The sequence below is a fragment of the Virgisporangium aliadipatigenens genome, from assembly GCF_016863615.1.
In the GTDB taxonomy this organism is placed as follows: Bacteria; Actinomycetota; Actinomycetes; order Mycobacteriales; family Micromonosporaceae; genus Virgisporangium; species Virgisporangium aliadipatigenens.
The window spans coordinates 66,249-90,426 of record NZ_BOPF01000028.1 but is presented as its reverse complement, the minus strand read 5'-3'; the positions used below and the strand labels follow the sequence as shown (position 1 = coordinate 90,426).

26 protein-coding genes are annotated in these 24,178 nt (G+C 70.4%); 14 read left to right on the top strand and 12 right to left on the bottom strand.

Annotation, left to right across the window (positions count from 1 at the left end; genetic code table 11):
* The first annotated feature begins 1 nt into the window (after position 1).
* The gene (locus tag Val02_RS31935; RefSeq protein ID WP_203902980.1) at positions 2 to 364 is read left to right on the top strand and encodes a YciI family protein; all 363 of its coding nucleotides are present in this window, start codon (positions 2 to 4) and stop codon (positions 362 to 364) included.
* Entirely contained in the window at positions 328 to 1,551 is a 1,224-nt protein-coding gene (locus Val02_RS31930; RefSeq protein ID WP_239153482.1) for an RNA polymerase sigma factor, read from the top strand. The genes Val02_RS31935 and Val02_RS31930 overlap by 37 nt, the downstream gene beginning before the upstream one ends.
* Here Val02_RS31930 and Val02_RS31925 read toward each other — a convergent pair.
* The 4 genes from Val02_RS31925 to Val02_RS31910 are packed head-to-tail and all read right to left on the bottom strand — an operon-like array spanning position 1,545 to position 4,549.
* The gene (locus tag Val02_RS31925; RefSeq protein WP_203902979.1) at positions 1,545 to 3,155 is read right to left on the bottom strand and encodes a polyamine aminopropyltransferase; all 1,611 of its coding nucleotides are present in this window, start codon (positions 3,153 to 3,155) and stop codon (positions 1,545 to 1,547) included. The genes Val02_RS31930 and Val02_RS31925 overlap by 7 nt on opposite strands.
* Before the next feature lie 7 nt (positions 3,156 to 3,162).
* Positions 3,163 to 3,588: a DUF350 domain-containing protein gene (locus tag Val02_RS31920; RefSeq protein ID WP_203902978.1), complete on the bottom strand. Its 426-nt coding sequence runs from the start codon at positions 3,586 to 3,588 to the stop codon at positions 3,163 to 3,165.
* 8 nt (positions 3,589 to 3,596) lie between these two features.
* The gene (locus Val02_RS31915) at positions 3,597 to 4,007 is read right to left on the bottom strand and encodes a DUF4247 domain-containing protein (protein WP_203902977.1); all 411 of its coding nucleotides are present in this window, start codon (positions 4,005 to 4,007) and stop codon (positions 3,597 to 3,599) included.
* The gene (locus tag Val02_RS31910; protein ID WP_203902976.1) at positions 4,004 to 4,549 is read right to left on the bottom strand and encodes a DUF2617 family protein; all 546 of its coding nucleotides are present in this window, start codon (positions 4,547 to 4,549) and stop codon (positions 4,004 to 4,006) included. Before Val02_RS31910 ends, Val02_RS31915 begins: the two co-directional genes overlap by 4 nt.
* A 216-nt stretch (positions 4,550 to 4,765) precedes the next feature.
* On the opposite strand from Val02_RS31910, the gene Val02_RS31905 reads away from it, so the two are divergent.
* Positions 4,766 to 5,302, top strand: a complete 537-nt coding sequence (locus Val02_RS31905) for a hypothetical protein (protein ID WP_239153481.1) — start codon at positions 4,766 to 4,768, stop codon at positions 5,300 to 5,302.
* Between the two features lie 24 nt (positions 5,303 to 5,326).
* Here Val02_RS31905 and Val02_RS31900 read toward each other — a convergent pair whose 3' ends face one another.
* From Val02_RS31900 to Val02_RS31890, 3 genes are all read right to left on the bottom strand, one after another.
* Entirely contained in the window at positions 5,327 to 5,941 is a 615-nt protein-coding gene (locus Val02_RS31900; protein WP_203902974.1) for a GNAT family N-acetyltransferase, read from the bottom strand.
* Complete coding sequence (locus Val02_RS31895; protein WP_203902973.1) at positions 5,941 to 7,524, bottom strand: APC family permease; 1,584 nt, start codon at positions 7,522 to 7,524, stop codon at positions 5,941 to 5,943. The genes Val02_RS31900 and Val02_RS31895 overlap by 1 nt, the downstream gene beginning before the upstream one ends.
* A 106-nt stretch (positions 7,525 to 7,630) precedes the next feature.
* The gene (locus Val02_RS31890; RefSeq protein WP_203902972.1) at positions 7,631 to 8,287 is read right to left on the bottom strand and encodes a GOLPH3/VPS74 family protein; all 657 of its coding nucleotides are present in this window, start codon (positions 8,285 to 8,287) and stop codon (positions 7,631 to 7,633) included.
* A 211-nt stretch (positions 8,288 to 8,498) separates the two neighbouring features.
* Here Val02_RS31890 and Val02_RS31885 point away from each other — a divergent pair, with 211 nt between their 5' ends.
* Entirely contained in the window at positions 8,499 to 9,347 is an 849-nt protein-coding gene (locus Val02_RS31885) for a helix-turn-helix domain-containing protein (RefSeq protein WP_203902971.1), read from the top strand.
* Positions 9,348 to 9,405: 58 nt separating this feature from the next.
* Positions 9,406 to 9,621 (top strand): DUF397 domain-containing protein, encoded by a 216-nt coding sequence (locus Val02_RS31880; protein WP_203902970.1) that lies wholly within the window; start codon positions 9,406 to 9,408, stop codon positions 9,619 to 9,621.
* Positions 9,622 to 9,755: 134 nt separating this feature from the next.
* On the opposite strand, the gene Val02_RS31875 is transcribed toward Val02_RS31880, so the two are convergent.
* On the bottom strand, positions 9,756 to 10,895 hold the full coding sequence (locus Val02_RS31875) for a type III PLP-dependent enzyme (RefSeq protein WP_203902969.1): 1,140 nt from the start codon (positions 10,893 to 10,895) through the stop codon (positions 9,756 to 9,758).
* A gap of 130 nt (positions 10,896 to 11,025) precedes the next feature.
* Here Val02_RS31875 and Val02_RS31870 point away from each other — a divergent pair, with 130 nt between their 5' ends.
* Positions 11,026 to 11,973 (top strand): YihY/virulence factor BrkB family protein, encoded by a 948-nt coding sequence (locus tag Val02_RS31870; protein ID WP_203902968.1) that lies wholly within the window; start codon positions 11,026 to 11,028, stop codon positions 11,971 to 11,973.
* Here the strand turns inward: Val02_RS31870 and Val02_RS31865 are convergent.
* Both Val02_RS31865 and Val02_RS31860 read right to left on the bottom strand, forming a co-directional pair.
* Positions 11,970 to 13,190 carry an Ig-like domain-containing protein gene (locus Val02_RS31865; RefSeq protein ID WP_203902967.1) on the bottom strand — a complete coding sequence of 407 codons (1,221 nt, stop codon included), beginning with the start codon at positions 13,188 to 13,190 and terminating at the stop codon, positions 11,970 to 11,972. The two genes, Val02_RS31870 and Val02_RS31865, sit on opposite strands and share 4 nt — an antisense overlap.
* Positions 13,191 to 13,316: 126 nt before the next feature.
* A complete protein-coding gene (locus tag Val02_RS31860) occupies positions 13,317 to 13,982 on the bottom strand; it encodes an MHYT domain-containing protein (RefSeq protein ID WP_203902966.1) in 666 nt (221 codons plus the stop codon).
* 431 nt (positions 13,983 to 14,413) lie between these two features.
* Here Val02_RS31860 and Val02_RS31855 point away from each other — a divergent pair, with 431 nt between their 5' ends.
* The 8 genes from Val02_RS31855 to Val02_RS31820 all read left to right on the top strand — a co-directional run bounded on the left by Val02_RS31855 (position 14,414) and on the right by Val02_RS31820 (position 21,542).
* Positions 14,414 to 14,791, top strand: a complete 378-nt coding sequence (locus Val02_RS31855; RefSeq protein WP_203902965.1) for a response regulator transcription factor — start codon at positions 14,414 to 14,416, stop codon at positions 14,789 to 14,791.
* A 63-nt stretch (positions 14,792 to 14,854) separates the two neighbouring features.
* Complete coding sequence (locus Val02_RS31850; protein ID WP_203902964.1) at positions 14,855 to 15,430, top strand: glucosaminidase domain-containing protein; 576 nt, start codon at positions 14,855 to 14,857, stop codon at positions 15,428 to 15,430.
* Positions 15,431 to 15,541: 111 nt separating this feature from the next.
* Positions 15,542 to 16,147, top strand: a complete 606-nt coding sequence (locus Val02_RS31845; protein WP_203902963.1) for a response regulator transcription factor — start codon at positions 15,542 to 15,544, stop codon at positions 16,145 to 16,147.
* A gap of 103 nt (positions 16,148 to 16,250) precedes the next feature.
* Positions 16,251 to 17,444 carry a PAS domain S-box protein gene (locus Val02_RS31840; RefSeq protein WP_203902962.1) on the top strand — a complete coding sequence of 398 codons (1,194 nt, stop codon included), beginning with the start codon at positions 16,251 to 16,253 and terminating at the stop codon, positions 17,442 to 17,444.
* Complete coding sequence (locus tag Val02_RS31835; protein WP_203902961.1) at positions 17,437 to 17,817, top strand: STAS domain-containing protein; 381 nt, start codon at positions 17,437 to 17,439, stop codon at positions 17,815 to 17,817. Before Val02_RS31840 ends, Val02_RS31835 begins: the two co-directional genes overlap by 8 nt.
* Positions 17,792 to 18,238 carry an ATP-binding protein gene (locus Val02_RS31830; protein WP_203902960.1) on the top strand — a complete coding sequence of 149 codons (447 nt, stop codon included), beginning with the start codon at positions 17,792 to 17,794 and terminating at the stop codon, positions 18,236 to 18,238. Before Val02_RS31835 ends, Val02_RS31830 begins: the two co-directional genes overlap by 26 nt.
* Positions 18,226 to 19,227 carry a SpoIIE family protein phosphatase gene (locus Val02_RS31825; RefSeq protein WP_203902959.1) on the top strand — a complete coding sequence of 334 codons (1,002 nt, stop codon included), beginning with the start codon at positions 18,226 to 18,228 and terminating at the stop codon, positions 19,225 to 19,227. Before Val02_RS31830 ends, Val02_RS31825 begins: the two co-directional genes overlap by 13 nt.
* The gene (locus Val02_RS31820; RefSeq protein ID WP_203902958.1) at positions 19,224 to 21,542 is read left to right on the top strand and encodes a response regulator; all 2,319 of its coding nucleotides are present in this window, start codon (positions 19,224 to 19,226) and stop codon (positions 21,540 to 21,542) included. Before Val02_RS31825 ends, Val02_RS31820 begins: the two co-directional genes overlap by 4 nt.
* Here the strand turns inward: Val02_RS31820 and Val02_RS31815 are convergent.
* Together Val02_RS31815 and Val02_RS31810 are read right to left on the bottom strand one after the other, a co-directional pair.
* The gene (locus tag Val02_RS31815; RefSeq protein ID WP_203902957.1) at positions 21,523 to 23,184 is read right to left on the bottom strand and encodes an ATP-binding protein; all 1,662 of its coding nucleotides are present in this window, start codon (positions 23,182 to 23,184) and stop codon (positions 21,523 to 21,525) included. The genes Val02_RS31820 and Val02_RS31815 overlap by 20 nt on opposite strands.
* Positions 23,185 to 23,234: 50 nt before the next feature.
* The gene (locus Val02_RS31810) at positions 23,235 to 24,170 is read right to left on the bottom strand and encodes a glycoside hydrolase family 16 protein (protein WP_203902956.1); all 936 of its coding nucleotides are present in this window, start codon (positions 24,168 to 24,170) and stop codon (positions 23,235 to 23,237) included.
* Positions 24,171 to 24,178: the final 8 nt, after the last annotated feature.

Here is a 24,178-nt window from a genome sequence, read left to right as displayed (position 1 = left end):
CATGAAGTACCTGCTGCTGATCTACGGCAACGAGGAGAAGTGGGGCTCGTTGCCGGCGGACGAGCTGACCCAGATCATCGCCGACCAGGACGCGTGGAACGCCAAGTACCAGCAGACCGGCGAGCTGCTCGGCGCCTACGGGCTCGGCGACGCCGTGACGGCGAAGCTGATCCGCCGGGAGAACGGCCTGCCCGCCGTCACCGACGGCCCCTACCTGGAGACGAAGGAGTACGTCGGCAGCCTGTACGTGCTCGACTGCGAGAGCCCGGAACGCGCCCGCGAGATCGCCGCCGACATGCCGATGGCCGATCGGGATCCGGTGGAGCTGTGGCCGATCCTGCACGAGTCGAGTCCGGACCTCTGAGTACCACTGCGACGATCGAGGGCCTGCTGCGTGAACTCGCGCCGCAGGTCCTCGGTGCGCTCGTGCGCCGGTACGGGCAGTTCGACCAGGCGGAGGACGCCACCCAGGAGGCGCTGCTGGCCGCCACCGTGCAGTGGCCCACCGAGGGCGTCCCGGACAACCCGCGCGGCTGGCTGGTGACGGTCGGCTCCCGTCGCCTGCTCGACGAGATGCGTTCCGAACACGCCCGCCGCCGCCGCGAGGAGAAATCCCCGCCGCAGGAGCAGCCGCCGGTCGACGACACCGACGACTCGCTCACGCTGCTGTTCCTGTGCTGCCATCCGGCGCTGTCGGTGCCGAGCCAGATCGCGCTCACGCTGCGCGCGGTGGGCGGGTTGACGACCGCGCAGATCGCCGCCGCGTTCCTGGTGCCGGAGGCGACGATGGCGCAGCGGATCAGCCGCGCCAAGCAGACGATCCGCGCCGAGGGCCTGCAGGGTGGGAAGGGCGACCTCGCCGTCGTCCTGCACGTGCTGTACCTGATCTTCAACGAGGGCTACACGACGTCGTCCGGCAACGACCTGACCGTCCCGCACCTGTCCGACGAGGCGATCCGGCTCACCCGCTGGCTGCACCGCCTGGTGCCGGAGGATGCCGAGGTGACGGGCCTGCTGGCGCTGATGCTGCTGACCGACGCCCGCCGCCCGGCCCGCACGGCGCCCGACGGGAGCCTGGTGCCGCTGGCCGAGCAGGACCGCTCACGGTGGGACGCCTCCCTGGTGGCCGAGGGCATCGCGCTGGTGACGGCCGCGCTGCCGAAGGGGCGGGTCGGGCCGTACCAGTTGCAGGCGGCGATCGCGGCGGTGCACGACGAGGCGGCGCACGTGGACGACACCGACTGGCCGCAGATCCTCGCCCTGTACGACCTGCTGGAACGGGTCGCGCCCGGCCCGCTGGTCACCCTCAACCGCGCGGTCGCCGTCGCGATGGTGCGTGGCCCGGAGGCCGGCCTCGCGCTGCTGGACACGCTGGCGGCGGAGGCCCGGATGGCCCGCCACCACCGGCTCCTCGCCGCGCGGGCGTTTCTCCGCGACCTCGCCGGCGACCCGGCGGGCGCGGCGGCCGACTACCGCCTCGCGGCGAAGCACGCGACCAGCCTTCCCGAGCGCCGCCACCTGACCGCCCGTGCCGCGCGCCGCACTCAGTAGCCCGACCACTCCCCGCGGGTGTAGCCGACGATGCGCGGTTCGAGCAGCGTCGACGGCGGCATCTCCAACCGCGGCCGGTCGGCCGGGAAGGTCTGCGCGGCGCTCAGCACGCCCGGCGTCAGGAACCGCATCCCCGGCGCGTCGGCCGGCAGCGCCACGGCGGGCGCGGACCCCACGGCCCCGAGCAGGAACCCCCAGTCCCCGAACGTCGGCACGTCCACGTGGTAGGCGGCGGCGGCGATGCCCGCGGCCCGCAGCGTGGCGTCGATGCACCAGTACGAACGCGGCGCGAAGTACGGCGACCCGGCTTGCACGACCAGCCGCGCGCCGGGCGCCAACGCGGCCCGCACCAGCGTGTAGAACTCCACCGAGTACAGCTTCGCCGTGGCCGTCTCGTCCGGGTCGGGCAGGTCCACGATCACGGCGTCGAACGGCGAAGCGTTGTGCCGCAACCACTCCAGCGCGTCGGCGTGCACCACCTGGAGCCGCGGATTGTCGAAGACGTGCCCGTTCAACGCGGCGAGGTCGGCGCGGGTGCGGGCCAGGCGCACCACGGCGGGGTCCAGCTCCACGAGCGTGACGCTTTCGACGTCGGCGTAGCGCAGCACCTCCCGGGCGGCCATCCCGTCCCCGCCGCCCAGGATCAGCACGCGGCCCCGCGCGCCGGCCAGCACCGGATGCACCAGCGCCTCGTGGTACCGGTACTCGTCGACGGAGGAGAACTGCAGGTCCCCGTTGAGGAACAGCCGCAGGTCGGGTACCCGTTCGTTGATGCCCGGCAGCGGCACGGCGCGGGTCAGCACGATCTCCTGGTACCGGCTGCGTTCGGCGTGCACCACCGGATCCTTGTAGAGCTTCTGCCGCGCGGTCACCTCGAACGGCCCGCTCCCGACGTAGACGGTGCCCAGCAGAAGACCGACCAGCGCCGCGGCCGCACCGAGCGACACCCGGGCCCGCACCGAGAGCGAACGCCGGAACGCGGTGAACAGCAGCACCGTCCCCACGAGGGCGTTCACGGCGCCGACGACGAGCGCCCCGCGCAGCAGCCCGAAAACCGGCAGGATCAGGAACGGGAACGCCAAACCGCCGACCAGCGCCCCGATGTAGTCCGCGGCGAACAGGTCCGCCACGGCGCTGCCGGCCTCCTGCCGCCGGATGTCCTGCAGCAGCACCATCAGCAGCGGGATCTCGGCGCCGATGAGCACGCCGAGCACGGCCGCGACGAGCACGAGGATCGGGTGGTACACGTCCATCCACGCGAACGCCGCGTACAGGAGCAGCACGGAGACGCCGCCGAGCAGGGCGAGCAGCAGTTCGACGGCGCCGAACGCCGCGGCCGCGCGGTGCTGCCACGGCTTGGCGAGCAGGGCGCCGACGCCCATCGCGGCCACCATGACGGCGAGCACGATCGAGGCCTGCCCGACCGCGTCGCCGATCAGGTAGCTGCCGAGCGCGACCAGCGCCAGTTCGTAGACGAGCCCGCACGCCGCACACGCGAAGACCGCCGCGAGCACCCCGGCCCGCGCATGCCGCGAATAGCCCCGCGCCCGCGCCGCGCCGGCCGTCGCGGGTAAGGCCGCCTCGGACGGCGCGGGCGAAGACAAGGAAACCTCAGACAATGGCCGCAGCAGCGACCGCCGCCACCGCGAGGTGCGCCGCCGAGGAGACCAGCGTCCCGGGGTGCAGGTGCGGCTCGCACAGCACGTCCCCGAGCTTGCCCGGCGTGATCCAGTCCAGCAGCAGGAACGACACCCCGATGAGGATCAGCCCGAGCACCCCGTAGACGGCCGTCGACGCGAGCCCGAACGCCAGCCGCCCGTCGCTCGCGAAGATCGACGCGACGATGACGCCGCCGAGCCCGAGCAGGTTGGAGGCGAGCAGCAGCGCGGCGTTGGGGTTGCGCTCGACCCAGATCAGTTCGCGCAGCTTGCCGGGCGTGATGATGTCGACGTAGACGAATCCGAGGCCCATGAGTGCGATGCCGACGCCGCCGTAGGCGAGCACCGCGATCGCGTCCCGGAGAAGATCTTCAAACACGAGCGCTCCTACTTTCCTTCTCCGGGGCCGCCGCCGTGCTCATTCTCGCCGGTCGGTCCCCACGCCCACCGGTTGCCGACCCGGTCGCGGTAGCGGTTGTACGCGGTCCCGATCGGCTCGACGCGGATCACGGTGCCGGAGCCGTTGGGGCCGAGGCTGACGACGTGCTGCGGATAGCGCAGCAGCACGCCCTGCGCGTCGGAGAGCCGGTCGCTGGCCTTCCACTTCTTGGTGATCGCCTGCTCGACGGGGCCGGGCGCCTTCGACGAGGTGTAGGCGACGGCGCCGCCGGCGATGTCCAGTGACCGGGCGCGCTTGTACTCGCCCTGCACGTGGTCCTCGACGTCGTCGTCGGTGAATCCGCAGCCACCGGCCAGGAAGGCCACCAGGACCAGGACGACGGTCAGGGCCCGCTTCATGTTCTCCTCCCGAACCGGCGCCGTATCCGCACCGCGCTGAGGGTGTGCGCGATCTCCCCGGTCCGTGGATACAGGTGCCAGGTCTGCCACCGTACGGCACGCCGGTCCGGCGCGGGGTCCGCCAGCAGCGCGGTGATCGCGTCGGGGCTGCCGGGGAAGACCCCGACGAGCGCATGCCTTCTGCCGGCGAGGCGTCCGCGCAGCGCGTCCGCCGCGCGCCGCATCCCGTCCGCGCTCACACGTTCCACTTCTGCGTGGAACGCGTAGTGCGCGCCGCACACGGTTCGCGTGACCCGGCCGGGCAGCTCGCCCGCGAGCACGCCGTCGTGGCAGGCGACGGTCTCGGTGAAGACACCCGCGCCGGTGTCGATCACCACCTGGTGGGAGGCGCCCAGGAGGCGCAGGGACACGGCGGTGCCGCGCCCCGCGGGGGCGTCGAGGCTGAGCTCGCCCAGCGCTTCGATCACCGGCAGCCCGACGGCGAACCCGAGCATGGCGGCGTCGGAGTCGGCGTACGGGACACGCAGGTGCAGGACGGCCAACGCAGCCTCTCTCGCAGAATGGCACGACGAGGCGCGATCTTAGCAACGCCGATCAATAGCGGCATCTACCAGCGGCGATGCTTCCCGGGCATCGCCGCTTGCAATGTGCAGCTTTACTCACACTCTGTCGCTCTTGAACTAACCTCACGTAATCTAGTGGCCCATACCATTGATCACTGCAGATGCGCAGGTCGGGGGTACACCGTGGTAATCAAAGTGGTTGATCGGCTCGACGGTGCTCTGGCCGAGACCTCCTGGGATCTGTACTACGACACGTTCAAGGACGTGAACGCGCTCGCGGTACAGCGGCACCTCATGTACCGGTCCGAGTTCGACGAGGTCATCGCCGACGAGCGGATCGAGAAATACCTGTGCTACAGCGACGCCGGTGAACTGTGCGGGTTCTCCACGTACACCAACCAACTGGAGTCGATGCCGCTCATCGCTCCGGAGTACTTCGCCCGCCGCTGGCCCGACCACTACCGCGAACACCGCATCTGGTACTGCGGATTCGTGGCCGTGACGGCCAACGGACGCGCGAACCACTCGTTCCAGGAGCTGGTGGAGGCCATGTACCTACGCGCCGCCACGCAGAACGGGATCATCAGTCTCGACTTCTGCACGTTTAACGACAAGAAGCGGCACATGTCCCGGGTCATCCAACTCATGCTGCACCGCCTCTCGGGTGACGTGAAGGCCGAACTGATGGATCAACAATCGTTCTGGATGTATCAGTTCCCCAGCGCCGCCTAAAGATCAATTATTGACCGAGATCATTCAGGGGCGGGGCTTCCGCCACATCGACCACACCGGCGGTCCGGCCGGCAATTGGATCACCGTGCGGATCTCGTATCCGTGGCGGAGATAAAGATCGCGATTGCGCGGATCGTTGGCTTCGAGGTACGCCGGAATTCCGGCCGCGTCCAACCGGGCATGGTGGCGATCGAGCAACGAGCTGCCGATGCCCTGGTTCTGCATGTCCGGGTGCACGGCGAGGAACGCCAGGTAGTGGTGCGGGTCGATCGGGTGCTCCTCCTCGAACGCGAGGTCGAGATAGCACGCGCGGTCGAAGGCGGTGTCGGTCGCTTCCTTCAGCCTGCGCTCGTAGTCGATCGGACCGGGGATCGCCGTCGTGTACGGGAACCACAGCGCCACGCCGGAGAGCCGGCCGGTCCGGTCGTCGACCGTCGCGTACACCTCGCCGTACTGGACGGCGTGCGCCGCGTAGATGTGGAAGTACGCCGCGGCGCCGGCGCGTCGGGCAGCGCCGTCCGGCTGCATCCACCGCGCGACGGGCATGTCCCCCATCGCGAGTGCCAGAAGTCCGGTGATCTCATCGGTGTCAACTGGCGCGACGTCGCGAATCACCAGTTCCTGGATGGCGTGGGTCATCAGAGTCCTTTCTTGATGTCGGTCAGCTCGGCGGTGGTGTCGCTCATCTCGGCGATGTCCGAGCGGCGCGGCGCGTTCCGCACGCTGATCGCACCGAGCTGCTCGTCCCACGGGGTCGCCGCGACGCGCCCGTCGGTGCCACGCCCGATCGCGGCGTAGATCTCCGGACGGGTGGTGCGCAGGATCAACGCCCACAGGAAGCCGAGCACCGCGGCGACCACGAACCCGACCTGGAACACCCAGTTGAACGGCGAGTCGCCCTCCACCTGGAGCAGGTCCCCGAGCCCGATCACGGTCGCGGCGAGCACCACACTCAACAACAGGAACGCGATGATCGGCGCGATCTGCCCGCGCCACACGTTCTCCTTGCCGCGGTTGCGGATGAAGAACACCGGCACCGCGATGGACGCGCACCACATGAGGATCAACACGCCGAGCCCGCCGACGACGGTCAGCCACGCGAACAGGTGGACCAGCGGGTCGATCTTCAACACGTTGTACACAACCAGTACCACGAGCGCGAGCGCGGATTGGCTCACCGAGCCCATGATCGGTGCGCCGGTGCGTGGATGGGTGCGCCCCCACGTCTCCGGCAGCACCCCTTCCCGTCCGAGCGCGAACTGGTACCGCGCGACCGCCGCGTGGAACGCCAGCAGCGCGGCGAAGACACTGGTCATGAAGAGGATGTAGCCGGTGCTGATCAACGCCTCCGGCACGTGCGGCGAGACCAGGCTGAAGACCAGGTCGGTCTCCTCGCGCTTGGCCGCCTCGACGATGTTCTGCGGGCCGGTCGCGACCGACATGGCCCACGCCGACAGCCCGCAGAGCAGGCCCGGCAGGAACACCGCCCAGTGCGTCGCCCGCGCGATGGTCTTCTTCGGGTCCTTCGCCTCCTCGGAGAGCACGACCGTCGCCTCGAACCCGACGAAGCCCGCGATCGCCAGCACCAGCATCGCGCCGGCCTCCGGCGTGAAGATGCGCGCCGGATTGAGGTTGGTGACGCTGACCTGCCCCTCGAACGGGTTCAACAGCATCACGACGTCGTAGGTCAGCACGATGAGGATCTCGGCGACCAGGAGCACGGCGAGCACCTTGCCGCTCAGGTCCACCCACAGCACACCGAGAACGGCGACCACGACCCACGCCACGATCGCGCAGTTGAACCAGCCCACGTGGAAGCCGAGAGACCCGAGAATGCCGTCGGCCACCACGCCGAAGAGACCGAAGAGACCGATCTGCATGAGTGCGTACGCCGGCAACGCCACGAACGCCGCACCGACGCCGACCACGCGCCCCAGCCCGTGACTGATGTAGGAGTAGAACGCCCCGGAGTTGACGATGTGGCGGCTCATGGCGACGAAGCCGACCGTGAACATCGACAGGATGCCGGCGGCGACGAAGTACACCAGCGGCACCGCGGTGTTGCCGACCACCGCGTAGATCGTCGTCGCCGCTCCCAGGATCACGGTCAACGGGGCGGCGCCCGCCACCCCGAAGAAGACCACCGACGGAACTCCGAGCCTGTTCTTGGCCAGGGCTCGCGAGACGATATCGGGGTCGGCCGGGTCCGGACGACGGGGCATCAACTGCCTCCCTGCGGTGCCGTTGAGTCGGTCTGAGTAGTTGAACTTGCCGGGGCCGGGATGGTGCCGGCCCCGGGTTCGGGTGGAGATGACGGCCACGGGCGGGTCACCGGCGGCCGGCGGCCATCGCCGAACCGACCAGCGCCTCGGTGTGCTCGATCAGCTCGCGGAGGTCGTCGGGGAGCGAGCCGACGACGTTCGGCAGATGCATGAGCGCCTGGCGATGGGCGGTGAAGTCCCACAGCACGTGCCGGGTGAGCCCGGTCGCGACCACCAGACCGGAGAGCACCCGGTCACCGATGTCCATGGGACGCCGGTGCACGAGGATGTTCGCCAGCCGGATCGGCGCCCACGCGGCGACGTTGCGCTGGTCCTCGTTCATCGGCATGTAGATCGTCTGGGTCGAGAGAATCTTGCGGCGCAGCACCGGCTCGACGACGCCGGCGCGGATCAGCCGTTCGCCGACCTTCTCCGCGGCGTCCTGCGCCAGGAAGTGCAGCCAGGTACGCAGCTCGCGATGCTGCGGCTGCGCGATCAGCAGGTCGAGGATGTTGTGCGACAGCGCGTCGCGCGGAGGTTCGCGGCTCACCACGTCGAGCTCGCCCTCGAAGACCCGGAGCCGGTCGCTCAACATCAGTTCACCGAGAAGAGCGGCGGCCAGACCCAATCCGGTGGCGCGCGGGTGCAGTCGCGACCGTCCACTGCGGTCCTCATGTGCGATCAGGAAGAACTGGTCAGCCAACAATGCCGTCACGCCCCTCATGGCCCACGTCGACAGGCAAGGATGTGGATATTGAAAAGCATTAGCCCCGATGCTCTCAGCATCATGTACCTGACTCAGGGTCTAGCGCAATAAGTACTAGACTCGGAGTACCGAACGCCAGGTAAAGACCCCGAACACGTTCCGCATAGATCGGCTAGATCCTCTAACCTCATGCGGAACGCGCACCGCACCGCAATTGGGGAGGTCTGGGGTGACCGTCGACGAGGGTCCGACACTGCGACGGAGGCGCCTGGGCACCGAGCTGAAGAAGTGCCGCGAGGCGGCCGGCCTCACCCAGGAGCAGGTGTCGCGGCGCTTCGAATGGCACGCGGCCAAGGTCACCCGGATCGAGACCGCCCGCGTGACGGTCACTCCACGTGACGTGCGCGACCTGCTGACCCTCTACGGGGTGACGGACGAGGGGTATCGCGAGGCGCTCACCGAGCTGGCCCGCACCTCCCGGCAACGCACCTGGTGGACGGATTACCGCGACATCATGCGGCCGGGCAACTTCATCGGCCTGGAGGCCGAGGCGACGATCACCCGGGTTTGGGAGCCGATCCTCCTGCCCGGCCTGTTGCAGACAGAGGGTTACATGCGTGCCCTCATGCGCACGGGCCGCAGCGTCGACCCGCAGGAGCACATCGACCGCCGGATCTCGCTGCGCCTCAAGCGCCAGAGCCGACTGACGGCCGACAACCCGCTCTCGCTGTACGCCGTGATCGACGAGTCGGCGGTGCGCCGGATGGTCGGCGGGCGGGACGTGATGGACACCCAGCTGCGCCACCTGATCAAGGTCGGACAGCTACCCAACGTGAGCATTCAGGTGATGCCCTTCAGCGCCGGCGAACATCCCTTCCTCGGCGGCCCCGCTGCATTTCTCGAGTTTGGCGAGAGTGTGCACGCGGATGTGATTTACATGGAGGGGCTGGCGGGAGATTATTACGAAGAGCAACCGAGCGAGGTTGCTCGCTACCGTGAAGAGTTTGATCGACTCAGCAAGAAAGCACTCGATCAACATTCATCGGTAAGCATGATCGAGAGCCTCCTGGACCGGTAAGCTCTCGATCGATTCGATCCGCACGCCTAAGAACCGAATACCGGAAGGGAGTGCCGGCATGTCCGCGCACGATCTAGCGGCTGCTGCCTGGAAAAAGAGCAGCCGCAGCAACGGCAACGGCGGCAGTAACTGCGTCGAGGTGGCAGTCCTCGACACGGCTGTCGCCGTGCGTGATAGCAAGAACCCCACGGGTTCTCCGCTGTTCTTCAACCCCTCCGCCTGGGTCGCGTTCATTGACTCGGCGAAGGGCGGCGAGTTCGACCTCGCCAGCTGACTGTACCCATAGACACACAACGACGGGAAGTGGCAACCCAAAGTCAACATATGCCGTTTCACATTTCGGCCGGGAGGACGTCCAGGCCGGTGTGTTGACCTGACCCCCTTTGCGTGGACGTGTGTCGAGGGTCGTCATTGTCCGGGCGGGGCGCCCACCAGAGCGCCCCGCCCGGGTGCGGCCTGACCGCTCACGCACCGCACCGTCGGCGGTGCGAAGCCGTTGAAGTGGGAGGCGTAGACCGTCGTGTAGGCGCCGGTGCTGCCCAGGTAGACGTGGTCGCCCACGGACAGGTCCGCGGACAGTTCCACGTCGAAGAGGATGGTGTCCTGGCTGTCGCAGGTCGGGCCCGTCAGGTGGAACCTGTCCCGCTGCGCCGAGTCGCGGGAGTCGCGCACCGGGAAGCGCAGCCGGTTGCCCGTTTCCAGGCTCTCCATCAGCCCGTTGAACGCGCCCACGTCCAGGTGTGCCCAGCGGGCCCCGCCGCGCAGCGCGGTGCCGATGACCGACGCGACCAGCGTGCCCGCCTCGGCCACCACGGCCCGGCCCGGTTCGATCACCGCCTCGACGCCGTACGGCAGGCCCGCCAGGCCGGCCTCGATCACCGCGGCGTACTCGGCCAGCGGCAGCGGCGACGCGGCGTAGCGCGCCGGGAACCCGCCCCCGAGGTCCACCATGGACAGTCGGACGCCGTGCTCGGCGAGGCGTTCCATCAACCAGCCCACCGCGCGCAGCGGCCGGCTCCAGGCATCCGGCGCCAGCATCTGCGATCCCACGTGGAACGCCACCCCGTAGGGCCGCAGTCCACGCGCCCGCGCGGCCAGCACCAGTTCGACCGCCTGCTCGGGGTCGACGCCGAACTTGCCCTCGCTCGGCACGTCGCTGCGCGTACGCGGGGCGGCCAGCCGGACCACGACGGCCGCGCCGGGCGCCACCTGCGCCAACTTGGCGATCTCGTCGTGCGAGTCGAACGCGAAGCGCCACACCCCCGTCGCGAACGCCCGCGCGATGTGCGCCACGGGCTTCACCGGATTGCTGTACAGCACCTCCCCCGGCGCGACGCCCAGGGTCTCCAACAGCTCCAGCTCGGCCGCCGACGCGATCTCGAACCGGCTGCCCAGCGCGTGCAGCCGCCGCAGCACGTCCGGGTGGGGATTGCACTTCGTCGCGTAGTGCACGGCGATGCCGGGCAGTGCGGCGGCGATGCCGCGATACGCATCGGCCACCGCGTCCAGATCGATGACGAGCTCGGGCGTGCTGACGGGACGGGCCACGTGACCTCCACACCTGTCGATCCAAGACCACGCTCAGTGTGGCGGTTTACACACATCGTGGGGAAGTACCCGCGGGTGCCACTGCGCCGGACGGCGGTTGAACGAATCCGCCGCCGGGCATACACCGGCCATGGAACTCCCCGAACGCCCTTCTCAGCTGGGATTCCGCGCCTGGTGGGGCGTTCTGCGCCGGACCGTGCGCGAGTACTCCGACGACAATCTCAGCGACTGGGCCGCCGCGCTGACGTACTACTCCGTGTTGTCGATCTTCCCGGGCCTGTTGCTGCTGGTATCGGTGCTCGGCCTCATCGGCCAGAGCGTGACGCAGCCGCTGATCGACAACCTGGCGACCATCGCGCCCGGGGCCGTGCGCGACATCCTCACGCAGGGGGCGCGTTCGTTGCAGGACGCGCAGGGCAGCTCCGGCGTGCTCGCGATCGTGGCGCTGCTGGGGGCGTTCTGGTCGGCGTCGGGCTACATCGCGGCGTTCATGCGCGCGTCGAACGCCATCTACGACGTTCCCGAGGGGCGGCCGCTGTGGAAGACGCTCCCGCTGCGCCTCGTCCTGACCCTGGTGGTCGGCGCACTGCTCGGCGCGACCGCGATCGCCGTGGTCTTCACCGGACGGCTCGCCGAGTGGGTCGGTGACCTGATCGGCGCCGGCGAGTGGGCGGTGGCGGCGTGGGACGTCGTCAAGTGGCCGGTGCTGGTGGTGCTGGTCGGCCTCATGCTCGCCCTGCTCTACTGGGCCGCCCCGAACGCCCGCCCCGCCGGCTTCCGCTGGATCACGCCCGGCGGCGTCGTGGCGGTCCTGATCTGGATCGTCGCCTCGGTCGGCTTCGCGCTCTACGTCTCGAACTTCGAGTCGTACAACAAGACCTACGGCGCACTCGGTGGAGTGATCGTCTTCTTCGTCTGGCTCTACATCTCCAACATCGCGGTGCTGCTCGGTGCCGAGTTCGACGCCGAGCTGCACCGCGGGCGCGCCATCGTCGGCGGGATGCCGCCGGACCAGGAGCCGTTCGTCGAGATGCGGGACGCCCCGAAGGAGGAGGAGCGCCAGAAGGGGCTCACCTAGTTCGCCGGCGCCGGGGAGCTCGGCGAGGCGGCCGGGGCGGCCGGAGCCGGCAGGGCGCTGCCCTTCAGGTACTCCTCCCACGACCGGTTCCAGTCGGTCCAGCCGTTGCCCCACTTGAGTTCGCGGGGCGTGCCCTTGACCGTCACCGGGTCGCCGATCTTCGTGAGGTTCCACAGCCAGGTGGCGTTGGACTCGGACATGTTGGTGCAGCCGTGCGAGACGTTGCGCTTGCCCTGGTCACCGACGGACCACGGGGCCGAGTGCAGGTACTCCCCGCCCCACGTGAGGCGCTGGGTCCACTCGACCTCCTCCTCGTAGGGGTCGGACGGGTCGGTGGACTTGAAGATCTCCTGGCGGTTCTTCTCCATGACGACCATCGCGCCGCTGGACGACGGGGTGCTCGCCTTGCCGAGGCTGATCGGGATCTGCCGGATCTCCTGGTCGTTCTGGTACACGGTCATGTGGTGGGTGGCGTCGTCGGTGACCATCACGATCTTGTCGCCGATGGTGGCGTTCCACGTGAGGTCCTTGGAGCCGTAGGCGTTGTTGCCCATCGGCAGGCCGCCGATCGCCGCGCGCACCGAGATCTTCGTGCCGGACTGCCAGTACTCCTTGGGCCGGTAGTGCACCTCGGTGCCGCTGAACCAGTGCCAGGTGCCGAGCTGCGCCGGTTCGCTGGTGACCCGGAGCCGCTTCTCGACGTTGGCGCGCTGGTCCTGCGGGACCGCCGAGCCGAAGTTCAGCACGATCGGCAGCGCCACCCCGTACGTCTTGCCGTCGGCGAGGGGCGTGTTGACCGAGGTCGTCTTGCCCGGCTTGGCCATCGTCGTGAACGACGTCGTCACCGGCTCGGCCTTCTGCGGCGTGGTGACGGTGACCTTGTAGGCGGTCGCGTACTTGAGCTGTGCGCCGGGGACCCAGGTAGCGCCGTCGGCGCTGAGCGCACCCGGCACGGCCGCGCCGTCGGGGCCGGCGACCGCGACGGTCACGCCCGGGTCGGCCTTGCTGAGCGTCAGCTCGGTGGCCGTGGTGACGTTGGTGGCGCCGTCCGCCGGGGCGGAGACGGTCACGTTGGCGACCGGGGACGGGGAGGGTGTTCCGGGCGGCGCGGCGCCGGGCTCGTACCACGAACCCTTCTCGCCACCGCCGCAGCCGGCCAGGGCCAGGAGCCCGCCGAGCACCCCCACCATGACCAACTTCCGAGCGGTCTTCCTCATCCCGCACCTCCTTCGACCCGCAGATCATGTCCCGCGTGGGACTTAATGCGAATCCCGCCTTTGTGCCAGGTCAACGGAGGTCCCCGTGGCCAAACCGGACGTACTCACTTAAGACTGCTCTAAGTTTCAGGCCGGGCTGTTGCCCATCTGACGCGAAGCGTATCCGCGTTCCTCCTCCGCCGTGGGAACGGCCATCGTCAGGTTCATCATGGCGAAGAAGACGACCAGCACGAAGAGCACCATCGGTGCGAGGAACCAGTTCACTGAGACGCCGTGCAGGGCGGTGAAGCCGGTGCTGGACTCCAGGCGCATGGCCGCCATGCCGGTGTAGTGCATGCCGCAGACCGCGACCCCCATGACGGCCGCCGCCAGGATCGTCGCGCCGAGTCCCCGGATCACCAGCGTGAACCAGAGCGCCACCGTCGCGGCGACCACGGCGATCGCGACGGAGCCGAGGACGAGGTTCCGGTCGTAGCCGATCTTTCCGTCGATCTCCATCGCGGCCATGCCGATGTAGTGCATCGCGGCGACGCTCAGCCCGGCGACCAGACCACCGCTGAGCACCTTGAGCGCGTTCGGCTTCCCCATCCCGACGATGAACAGCCCCACGCCCACCATCACCACCGCGATGACGAAGCTCAGCACCGTCAGCGGCACGTCGTAGCGCACCTCCGAACCGGACACGCTGAACCCGATCATCGCCATGAAATGCATGACCCAGATGCCCGTTCCACCGATTGCCCAGGCGGCGAGAACGAGCAGTCCGGCGCGCTTGCGGTTATCGGTCGCCACACGCGCCCGCGCGGTGCACACCAATCCCAACATCGATCCCAGAAATGACAGCCCGTAGGCGAATACCGGCGTGACCCACCCATACGTGAAGTGGTGTACCTCGCCCACGTCCGACCCCTTCCGATCAGTCCCAGCAGCATCGATACCAGTTCGGCCGCGCCCGTTACAAAATCCGGGAAGCGGAATTGGCCGTCCGGTCGGCGAGTTTCCTCAACCGGCCGAACGGTTTCGCGGCATTGCGCGCCACCCGCTCCGGTAATTCCGGGACCTCCCATTTACCGGGCGATAGGAAATAGTTCCCGGGCATGCCCGGGCGTCCGACTCACTCCTTTTGCGGGGCGATCACGAACCTTTCGGCCGAATCGCCGGACCCGCCGCGACGCCGCCCCGCAAGATGAGATCTGCGGAGCGTGACGACGGAGGAGGCCGCCATGGAGACAGCACGCGTGCTCGTGGTCGACGACGACGAGGACATCCGGGTGCTGGTGGCCGCCCGGCTCGAGGCCGCCGGCTACCGGGCCGACATGGTCGCGGACGGGCCCGAGGCGCTGCGGGCGATCCGCGACGACAAGCCCGACCTGGTGATCCTCGACGTGATGATGCCGGGGATGAGCGGGTTCGACGTGTGTCGGGAGATCCGGGAGGACCCGGCCGTCGCCGACCTGCCCGTGATCATGCTGACCGCCCGGGACGACGGGGTCGCGAAGCTGCTCGGGCGGGCCCGCGGCGCGGACCGGTACCTCGCGAAGCCGTTCGACGCGCCGGACCTGCTGTCAGCCGTCGAGGAGCTGACCGCGCGCGGCAACTGACCTGCAACCGGTCCGCACCCGGGCTTTCGCCCGAAGCGGCCGGAACGTCGCCAGGATGCAGCAATGCGCCTTGTGTTCCGTACCGCGGCCGTTGTCGCCGCTACCGCCGCGTTCGCCTGCGCCGTCCTGTCCGGCGGCGTCGCCGACGCCACGACGCTCTCCGGCGCGCAGTCGACGTTCCTGGCGTCGGCGTCCCGGGCGGCGCGGCTGAGCCAGGCGACCTACGGCGTCCCGGCCTCGGTGACCGTGGCGCAGGCGATCCTCGAGTCCGGCTGGGGCAGGAGCGCGCTGTCGCGCACCGCCAACAACTACTTCGGAATGACGTGCGGCCGGCGCGGCGCCGGTCCCATCGCGATCGGTTGTCGGGCCGGCGCCGATCGGCACTGCGACGCGAACGGCTGCCGTCCCAGCACCGCGCGCTTCCGCGTGTACGCGTCGGCGGCGGACTCGTTCCGCGACCACGGGCTGCTGTTCGTGAACATGCCGCGCTACGCCACCGCATATCTGCACCGCACCGATCCCGACCGGTTCGCGGTCGAACTGCATCGCGCGGGATACGCGACCGATCCGCAATACGCCGCACGGCTGACCGCAATCATGAAGAAGTACGACCTTTATCGGCTGAACCGCGCCGACTGACAAATTTCCGCCGCTACCGGAACCGGCTTTCCGGAATCCCCGGAGGCCCGATCCGGGATAACGTGAGACCGCGCCGACGTCTTGTACACAAGCTCTCCCCCGGGGGCTCACGTGATCCGACTTCTTCTGGTCGAGGACAGCCGGTCCACCCGCGCGGGACTCGTGCGCCTGCTCACCGGCCAGGCGGACATCGCCGTGCTCGGTTCGGTGGACGTGGAGGCCGACGTGCCGGCGCACGCCATGCGGCTCGGCCCGCACGTGGCGCTGTTCAACACCGCGCTGATGGTGAGCCAGTTGCTGCCGGTCGTCGACGAGATGCGCACCCGCAATCCGGTCGGCTATCCACTGATCCTCTCCGACCCGGACGTGCGGGGGATGCTGCCGCCGCGCCGGCGGGCCAGGGAGGCGAGTTTCCTGCTGCGCGGCACGCCGACGCCGGTGCTGGCCGACGCGATCCGTCGGGTGGCCCGCGGCGAGCGGCTGGTCGACCCGCGGCTGGAGATCGCGGCGATCGGCGCGGACAAGGTGGCGAGCACCCGTGAGCTGGAGATCCTGGGCCTCGCCGCGCAGGGCGACACCGTGGCGGACATCGCCCGTCGCCTCTACCTGTCGCTCGGGACCGTGCGCAACCACCTGTCGTCGGTGATCACCAAGACCGGTGCGCGCAACCGGCTCGACGCCATCCGGATCGTCCGCCGCGACGGTTGGCTGCGCTGAGGACACCTCGGTTGCAAGTTGGGTTCACCGAAAGTTGCAATCCAGTAGCTCTCGGTCATGCCGGACATAGGATGCCCCTGTACTCGTGAACCGGGGGTGTGCCATGGCTGAAGCGGGTGTCGACAGCGCCCTGACCGCGTACGAAACGATGATCGACAGCGTCACGGACTACGAGATCATCCGGCTGGACCCCGAGGGAACGATCCTCACCTGGCCCTCCGGCGCGAAACAACTCACCGGTTACTCCGCCGAGGAGACCGTCGGCCAACCGCTGTCCATGCTGTACCCCTCCGACGAGGTTCCCGCCGAACGGCTCCTCGGCGAACTGCGCGTCGCCGCCGACAAGGGCCGGCACAAGATCGAGAGCTGGCAGTCCCGCCGGGACGGCGCACGCTTCTGGGCCTCCGCGGTGCTCACGCCGATCCACGGGCACGACCGTTCGATCAGCGGCTACGTGCTCGTCGCCCGCGACGTCAGCGAGGCGCGTGAGCAGGAACTGGCGATGCGCAGCATGGAGCAGATGCTCGACGCCATCACCGACTACGAGGTGATCCGGCTCGACCAGCAGGGCGTCGTCCGGTCGTGGAACCCGGGTGCGCGCACGCTCAAGCAGTTCACCGCCGAGGAGGTGATCGGGCACCACGTCTCGATGTTCTACACGGAGGAGGACAGGCGGTCCGGCCTCGCGGAACGGGAGATGGCCGCGGCGGCGCGGGCCGGTCGCTACGAGACGGAGGGCTGGCGGGTCCGCAAGGACGGCAGCCGCTTCTGGAGCAGCATCAGCCTCAGCCCGATCCGCGACGACAAGGGCGAGGTGACCGGCTACGTCAAGGTGGCCCGCGACCTGACCGACCGGCGCGAGCAGGAACAGCTGGTGCAGCGCCAACGCGACGAGATCCTCGAACTGTCCACCCCGGTGATCCAGGTCTGGGACAAGGTGCTGGTGCTGCCGATCATCGGCACGCTGGACAGCGCCCGCGCCGCCCGGCTCACCGAGAGCCTGCTCGAACGCATCGCCGTCGACCAGGCCGAGGTGGTGATCCTCGACATCAGCGGCGTGCCGGCGATCGACACCGACGTGGCGCAGCACCTGCTCAAGACGGTCGAGGCGGCCCGGCTCATGGGCACCACCAGCATCCTGAGCGGCGTCCGGCCGGAGACCGCGCAGGCGATCGTGCACCTCGGCATCGAACTGGGCCGGCTGCGCAGCCGCAACTCCCTCCAGGACGCGCTCCAGCTCGCGCTGCGGCTGGTCGGCGGCGGGTCCGCGGATGAACGGGTCAACGCCCATGCTTGAGCAGGTGCCGCTCCAGCGGCTCGGGCACACGATCATCGTGACGCTGCAGGGCGACCTCGACGACGCGACGGTCGAACGGATCGAGCGCGCCGTCACCGACGAGGTCGCCAAGGTGCGCGCCCGCGGGGTGCTGATCGACGTCAGCGGGCTGGCCGTCGTGGACTCGTTCGTGGCGCGGGTGATCGCCCGCCTGGTCGGCATGGTCGCGCTGCTGGGAGCGGTGTCGACCATCGTCGGCATCCAGCCGGCCGTCGCGATCACCCTGGTCGAGCTGGGGGTCCCGATGGACCACGTGCACACGGCGCTCAACGCCGAACAGGGCATGGCGCGATTGCGGAGGATGTGGGATGACACCACTGGCTACCGCCGCTGAACCCCGGGCACCCGGGGAAGCGCCGACCCTCGTGCAGATCACGGGCGAGGCGGACCTGCTGCGGGTCCGCTCGACCCTGCGGGCGCAGGCCCAGGTGGCGGGCCTGGGGCTGACGGCCGCCACCAAGCTGGTCACCGCCGGCAGCGAACTGGCCCGCAACATCGTCCGCTACGCCACCCACGGCCAGGGCGTCGTGCTGGTCGAGACGGCCGAGGAGGGGTCGCGGCGCGGCGTGCGGGCGCGGTTCTCCGACGACGGGCCGGGCATCGTCGACCTGGGTGCCGCGATGACGGACGGCTACAGCTCGGGCGGCAGCATGGGGCTGGGGCTGCCGGGCAGCCGGCGCCTCATGGACGAGTTCGAGATCGACTCCGTCCCGGGCCGTGGCACGACCATTGTGATCTGCCAGTGGAACCGCTGAGGCAGTTCGCCCACGAACGGGTCGCCGTCGCCGACCCCGCCGATGTCGGAGCCGCGCGCCGCGCGGTCAAGCAGCACGCCGAGCGTCTGCACGGCTCCAGCGCGCACGCCGAACTGGTCGCCACCGAGCTGGCGACGAACCTGCTGCGGCACGCCGTTCCGGGTGGGTGGGTGCTGACCCGGCCGGTGCCGCCGGACCGCGTGGAGATCCTGGCCGTCGACCGCGGGCCGGGGATCGCCGACGTGGCGGCCGCCGTCGAGGGGCACGTGCCCGAGCCGAAGGGCCTCGGGTGCGGGCTCGCCTCGGTCCGCCGGGTCTCGGAGCGGTTCGACGTGCACACCGAGAAGGACCGCGGCACCGCCGTGCTGTCGCTCGTCGATGTTCGCCGGGGCCGTCCGGAGCACGCCCCGCGCCGCTGGGCGGGCATGTCCGTCGGCGTCACGGAGGCCTGCGGGGACGGCTGGGCGGTGGCGGAGGCCGGCGGGTGCCTGGCGGTGGCGGTGGTCGACGGGCTGGGGCACGGGGCGTCCGCGTCGGTGGCTGCGGACGCGGTGCTGAAGGCGTTCGCGCTCGATCCGACCGATGTCGAGGGGTACGTGGCCCGCGCGCACGAGGCGGCCCGCATGACCCGGGGCGCGGCCGCCACCCTGTGCGTGATCGACCCGGACGCGGAGATCGTGCGGTACACCGCGGTCGGCAACGTCAACGGCCGCGTCGTCGGCCCGTCCGGGATCCGCGGCCTCGCGACCAGCAACGGCACGCTGGGCCTGCAGGCGACGCCACCCAAGGCGCAGGTGCGGACGCTTTCCTGGGCCCCCGACTCGACGCTGGTGCTGTGGACCGACGGGCTGTCGAGCCGCCTGGAGCTGGAGGGGCGCGCGGATCTGCTGGAGCACGACCCGGCCCTGGTGGCGGCCGTGCTGCACCGCGATCACACCCGCGATCGCGACGACGCCACGGTGGTGGTGGTGCGGAGCACGGCCACATGAGCACCGAGCGCACCGGGCAGCTGCTGTCCGTCCCGGCGGGGCCGCCGGAGGATCCCGAGGAGGTCGCCGTGCGCGTCCGGGACGCCGCCATGGCCGGCGGCCTTCCCCCGGTGCGCGCGGTCCGCCTGGCCCTCGCCGCGATCGAGGCACTCGGACGACCTTCCGAGGGAACGGCGTTGAGCGTGCGTTCCGACGGGCGACGGGTCGAGGTGGAGGTGCCGGGGCCGGACGGCCCACGCCTCCTGTCGGTGAACGTCGACCCGCCCGGCCCCGGCGACGTGGCGCACGACGAGCTGTACCTGGCGGCGGCGACGCTCTCCCCGCGCGCACTCCTCGCGTACCTGCTGGCCGGCGCGGAACAGCACACCAGCCGCCTCACCGCCGCCGAACGCGACGCGAACGAGCTGCGCGGGGAGCTGGACGAGACGAACCGCGGCCTGATGGCGCTCTACGGCGAGCTGTCGGAGGCGCGCACCGCCGCCGAACAGGCGTCGCAGGCGAAGTCGTCGTTCCTGGCGACGATGAGCCACGAGATCCGTTCCCCGTTGAACGCCGTCATCGGCTTCACGTCGCTGCTGCTGGACACCCCGCTCAACGACGAGCAGGACGAGTACGCCCGGGCCGTCCGCGCGGCCGGCAGCCACCTGCACAGCGTCATCGACGACGTGCTCGACACGGCGAAGATCGAGTCCGGGAAGCTGGACCTGGAGGAGATCCCGTTCGACCTGGTGGGCTGCGTGGAGGACGCGGTCGGCATCGTCAGCCCGGCGGCCGAGGCGAAGGGGCTCCCGCTGGCGGCGCTCTTCTCCCCGGGCGCGCCGACGCGGGTGGTCGGCGACCCGCTGCGGCTGCGCCAGATCCTCGTCAACCTGCTGACGAACGCCGTCAAGTTCACCGCGCGGGGCGCCGTCAGCGTGGAGGTGCTCGGCGAACCGGGGACGCCGCTGGTGCGGTTCCTGGTGCGCGACACCGGCATCGGCATCGCACCCGAGGCGATCGAACGCCTCTTCGCGCCGTTCAGTCAGGCGGACGCCGCCACGACGCGCCGCTTCGGCGGGACCGGCCTGGGCCTGTTCATCTGCCGCCACCTCGCGGAACTGATGGGCGGCGGCATCTCGGTCGAGTCGACGGTCGGGGTGGGCTCGACGTTCACCTGTTCGGTGACGGCACGCGCGGTCCCGGAGGCTCCGCGCTACGGCACCCCGGACCGGGCGCTCGCGGGCCGGCGCGCCGTGCTGACGCACCCGGTCGGGCTGATCCGCGAGGCGCTGTGCCGGCACCTGTCCTCGTGGGGCATGCACGTGACCGAGACCCGCGGCGCCGTCGACGTAGCCGGGGCCGATCTGGTCGTGGCCCACGAGGCGCTCGGCGGACTGCGCGGCGAACCGCTGATCGTGGTCGCCGCACCCGGCGCGGCACCACCGGTCGGCGGCGCCGTCACGGCCGTCGTGACCGCACCGGTGCGCCGCGACCGGTTGTACGAGACGGTGGTGCGGATCCTGGACCCGGGCCGCCCGCAGAAGTCCACTGTGGACACTCCCGCGCTGCGCCCGACCGGACACACCCTGCGGATCCTGCTCGCGGAGGACGATCCGGCGAACCGCCGCGCGGCCACGCTCCTGCTCGAACGCCTCGGGCACCGGGTCGACGCGGTGGTCGACGGCGCGGCGGCGGCCGAGGCGGTGCTGCGCGCGGACTACGACGTCGTGCTGATGGACCTGCACATGCCCGACGTCGACGGCCTCGAGGCGACCAGGCGGATCCGCGCCGCGCGCACGGAGGCGGGGCCGCACATCATCGCGCTGACGGCCAGCATCACCGAGGAGAACCGGCGGGCCTGCCGGGACGCCGGCATGGACGACTTCCTGCCCAAGCCGATCGAGCCCGAACGCCTCGCCCGCACGCTCGCCGCGATCCCCGCCGCCGCCGGCGGAGACGCCGGGACGGGAACCCGCACGGTGCTCTACGTCGACGACGACGACATGCTGCTGCGCCTGGTGACCCGGATCGCCGCGGCCGTGCCCGACGTGACGCTGCTGAGCGCCTCCACCCCCGACACCGCTCTGGAACTGGCCCGCGCGCACCGGCCGGACCTGGTGCTGCTCGACCTCAACCTCGCCGGGGCCGGCGGCGAACAGGTGCTGGAGAAGCTGCGCGCCGACCCGGCGACGGCCGGCACGCGGGTGGTGATCGTCAGCGGCGACGTGGCCGACCAGACGGTCGACCGGCTGCGCGCGGCCGGCGCCGACGGCTACCTCGCGAAGCCGTTCTCGGCGGCGCGGCTGAAGGAACTGCTCAGCGGGCAAGCGCCCTAGACACGGCCGCCAGCAGGGTCTCCCGGTTGAACGGCTTCTGCAGCAGGGCGCTGTCCTGGTCCAGGTGCCCCTGCGGGTTGAGCACCCCGGCCGTGTAGCCGGACATGTAGAGCACCCGCAGCGTGGGCCTGCGGGCGCGCAGCGCGCGGGCCAGTTCGGGGCCGGTCATGCCGGGCATGACGACGTCGGTGAGCAACAGGTCGGGATGCGCGCCGGTGTGGATGTGCGCGATGGCGCCGGCCGGATCGGTCGCCACGGTCACCGTGTAGCCGTCCGGCTGGAGCAGCTGCTGGGTGAGCCGGGCCAGCTCCGGCTGGTCCTCCACGACGAGGATGTGCGCGCGGCGGCCGCTCGGGCGTTCCACCACGGCGGGGCGGGGTGGCGCCTCGGGCTCCTCCGTAGCCGGCAGGAACAGGTTGACGGTCGTGCCCAGTCCGGGTTCGGAGTAGAGCTGGATGTGCCCGCCGGCACCGCGCACGATGCGGTCCACCGTCCCGAGGCCCTGGCCGGTCCCGCCGCGTTCCCCCTTGGTGGTGAACGCGTCGTCGAACGCCCGCGCCCGCACGGTCGGGTCCATGCCGACGCCGGTGTCCGAGACGACCAGCCGCACGAAGCGGCCCGCGGCCTTCCCGGCGTTCTCCAGCTGGCCCGGCTCGATCTCGGCGTTGCTCGCCTCGATGGTGAGCGTGCCGCCGCGGCCCATCGCGTCGCGCGCGTTCGTGGCGAGGTTGGCGAGGGCCTGTTCGAGCTGGCCCCGGTCGGCCTTGACGGACCACACGTCGGGCGCGGCACCGATGCTGAGGCGGATGTGCTCGCCGAGCGCGCGGCCGAGCAGTTCACCGACGCCGTGCAGGAGGTCGGCGACCGAGACGGTGTCGGACTTGCGGTTGTGCTGGCCGAACGACTGCAGCTGCCGGGTGAGTTCGCCGCCGCGGGCCGCGGACTCGACGATGCCGGCCGCCAGCTCGTGCTGCGGGGACTCCGGATCCAGCTCGGTGGTGAGCACCTCGGCCGCCCCGGAGATGTACGTCAGCAGGTTGTTGAAGTCGTGCGCGATCCCGCCGACCAGCTGGCCGATGCTGTCGGTGCGGCGCAGTTCGTCCAGCTGGCGGCGCAGCGTCTCGGCGGTGCCGTGCTCGCGGCGCGCGGTGGCGTCGGCGCGTTCGACGGTGCGGGCGGTGGCGAGCGCCGCGGAGACCTGGTCGGCCGCGGCCGCCGCACGGGGCACGTCGACGTCGTTGCCGACGACCGCGAGGTAGCCGAGGAAGGCCTCCCCTGCCACCAACGGGCACAGCACGCCGGCCGTCACGTCGACCCGGTCGAACAGCGCGCGGTGGCTCTCCGGGACGAGCCGCCGCACCCGCTCCCGATCGGCACCGGTGAACGCGAGCTCACGCCGTTCCCCCGGAGGAGCCGAGGGCGGCGCGGAGATCTCTCCGGCGGCGGCGAGCGCCTCGGTGACCAGCCGGTCCGTCTCCGGGTCGCGGTGATGGGCGACGACCGTGCCGCCGCCCTCCTCGCCGCGGACCCAGAGCACGGCCGCGTCGCCGATCAGCGAGGCCGCGGTCCGGGCCGCCGTGTCGAGCACCGTCTCGGTCCGCGTGCACGCCAGCAGCTCCGCGGCCAACTCCGCTTCCCCCACAGGATCACTATCCGGGCTCCGCCGTCCCCGAGGGGAGGAAACGCGCGATATCAGGCCCGCTGCCAGGCGCGGATGTAGTCGACCACCTTGACCGCCGACGTGGTGCCGCCCGACGGGGGCTTCTCGGCGAAGACCGCGAGGTTGGAGAGGATGTTGGTGTGGGCGTCGCTGCTCGCGGGGCTCTTGCAGACCTCGACGCCGTCGATGTACCACGTGGTGCCGCTGGGCTCGATCGCGGCGCCGTACGTGTGGTAGCCCTTGCCGGGGTCGAAGTTCACCTTCGACTTGCAGAAGCCCTTGGTGCCCGAGTGCTGCGTGAGATGGAAGTCGCGGGACTCGTTGGTGTACAGCTCGTACACGTCCGTCTCGGTCGGCTTGGCCGGCGAGCGGCCGTTCTCCAGGGGCGCCTGCCAGGTCCAGAACGCCGGCCAGAAGCCGGGCGCCGTCGGGAGCACCGCGCGTTCCTCGATGTAGCCGTACTGGAAGTCGTAGCCGGGCGTGCTGGAGATGAGGCACGAGGTCCAGTCGTACTTCGTCCCCGACTTCGAGGTGTACGCCTGCTTGCGGGCCGTCATGATCAGTTCGCCGTTCTTGACCTGGCAGTTGGCGAGTTGGTTCCACTCGAGCTGCTTGTTGCCCCGGTTGCCCTGGCCCAGGTCCTCGGCGGCGCTGGTGACGTCGGTCCAGCGGCCGGTGTCGAGGGCGTTCCCCTCGAACTCGTCGGAGAAGGTCAACGCCCAGCCGGACTTCTGGCCGACCGGCATCGGCGGCCCGCCGTCCTCGGCCACGGTCGGGGCGGGCGTGCGGGTGCCGGCGACGCCGGTCGTATCGGTGTCGTCGCCGCTCAGCGCGATGAACAGGATCGTCGACGCCACGATGATCCCGACGACCGCGACGGCGGCCACGATCAACCATTGCCTGTTGACGGGCGGACGGTGGCCCGGACCGGCCGGAGGGGCCGGTGGGGTCGCGTAGTTGGTCGCCATGATCATTC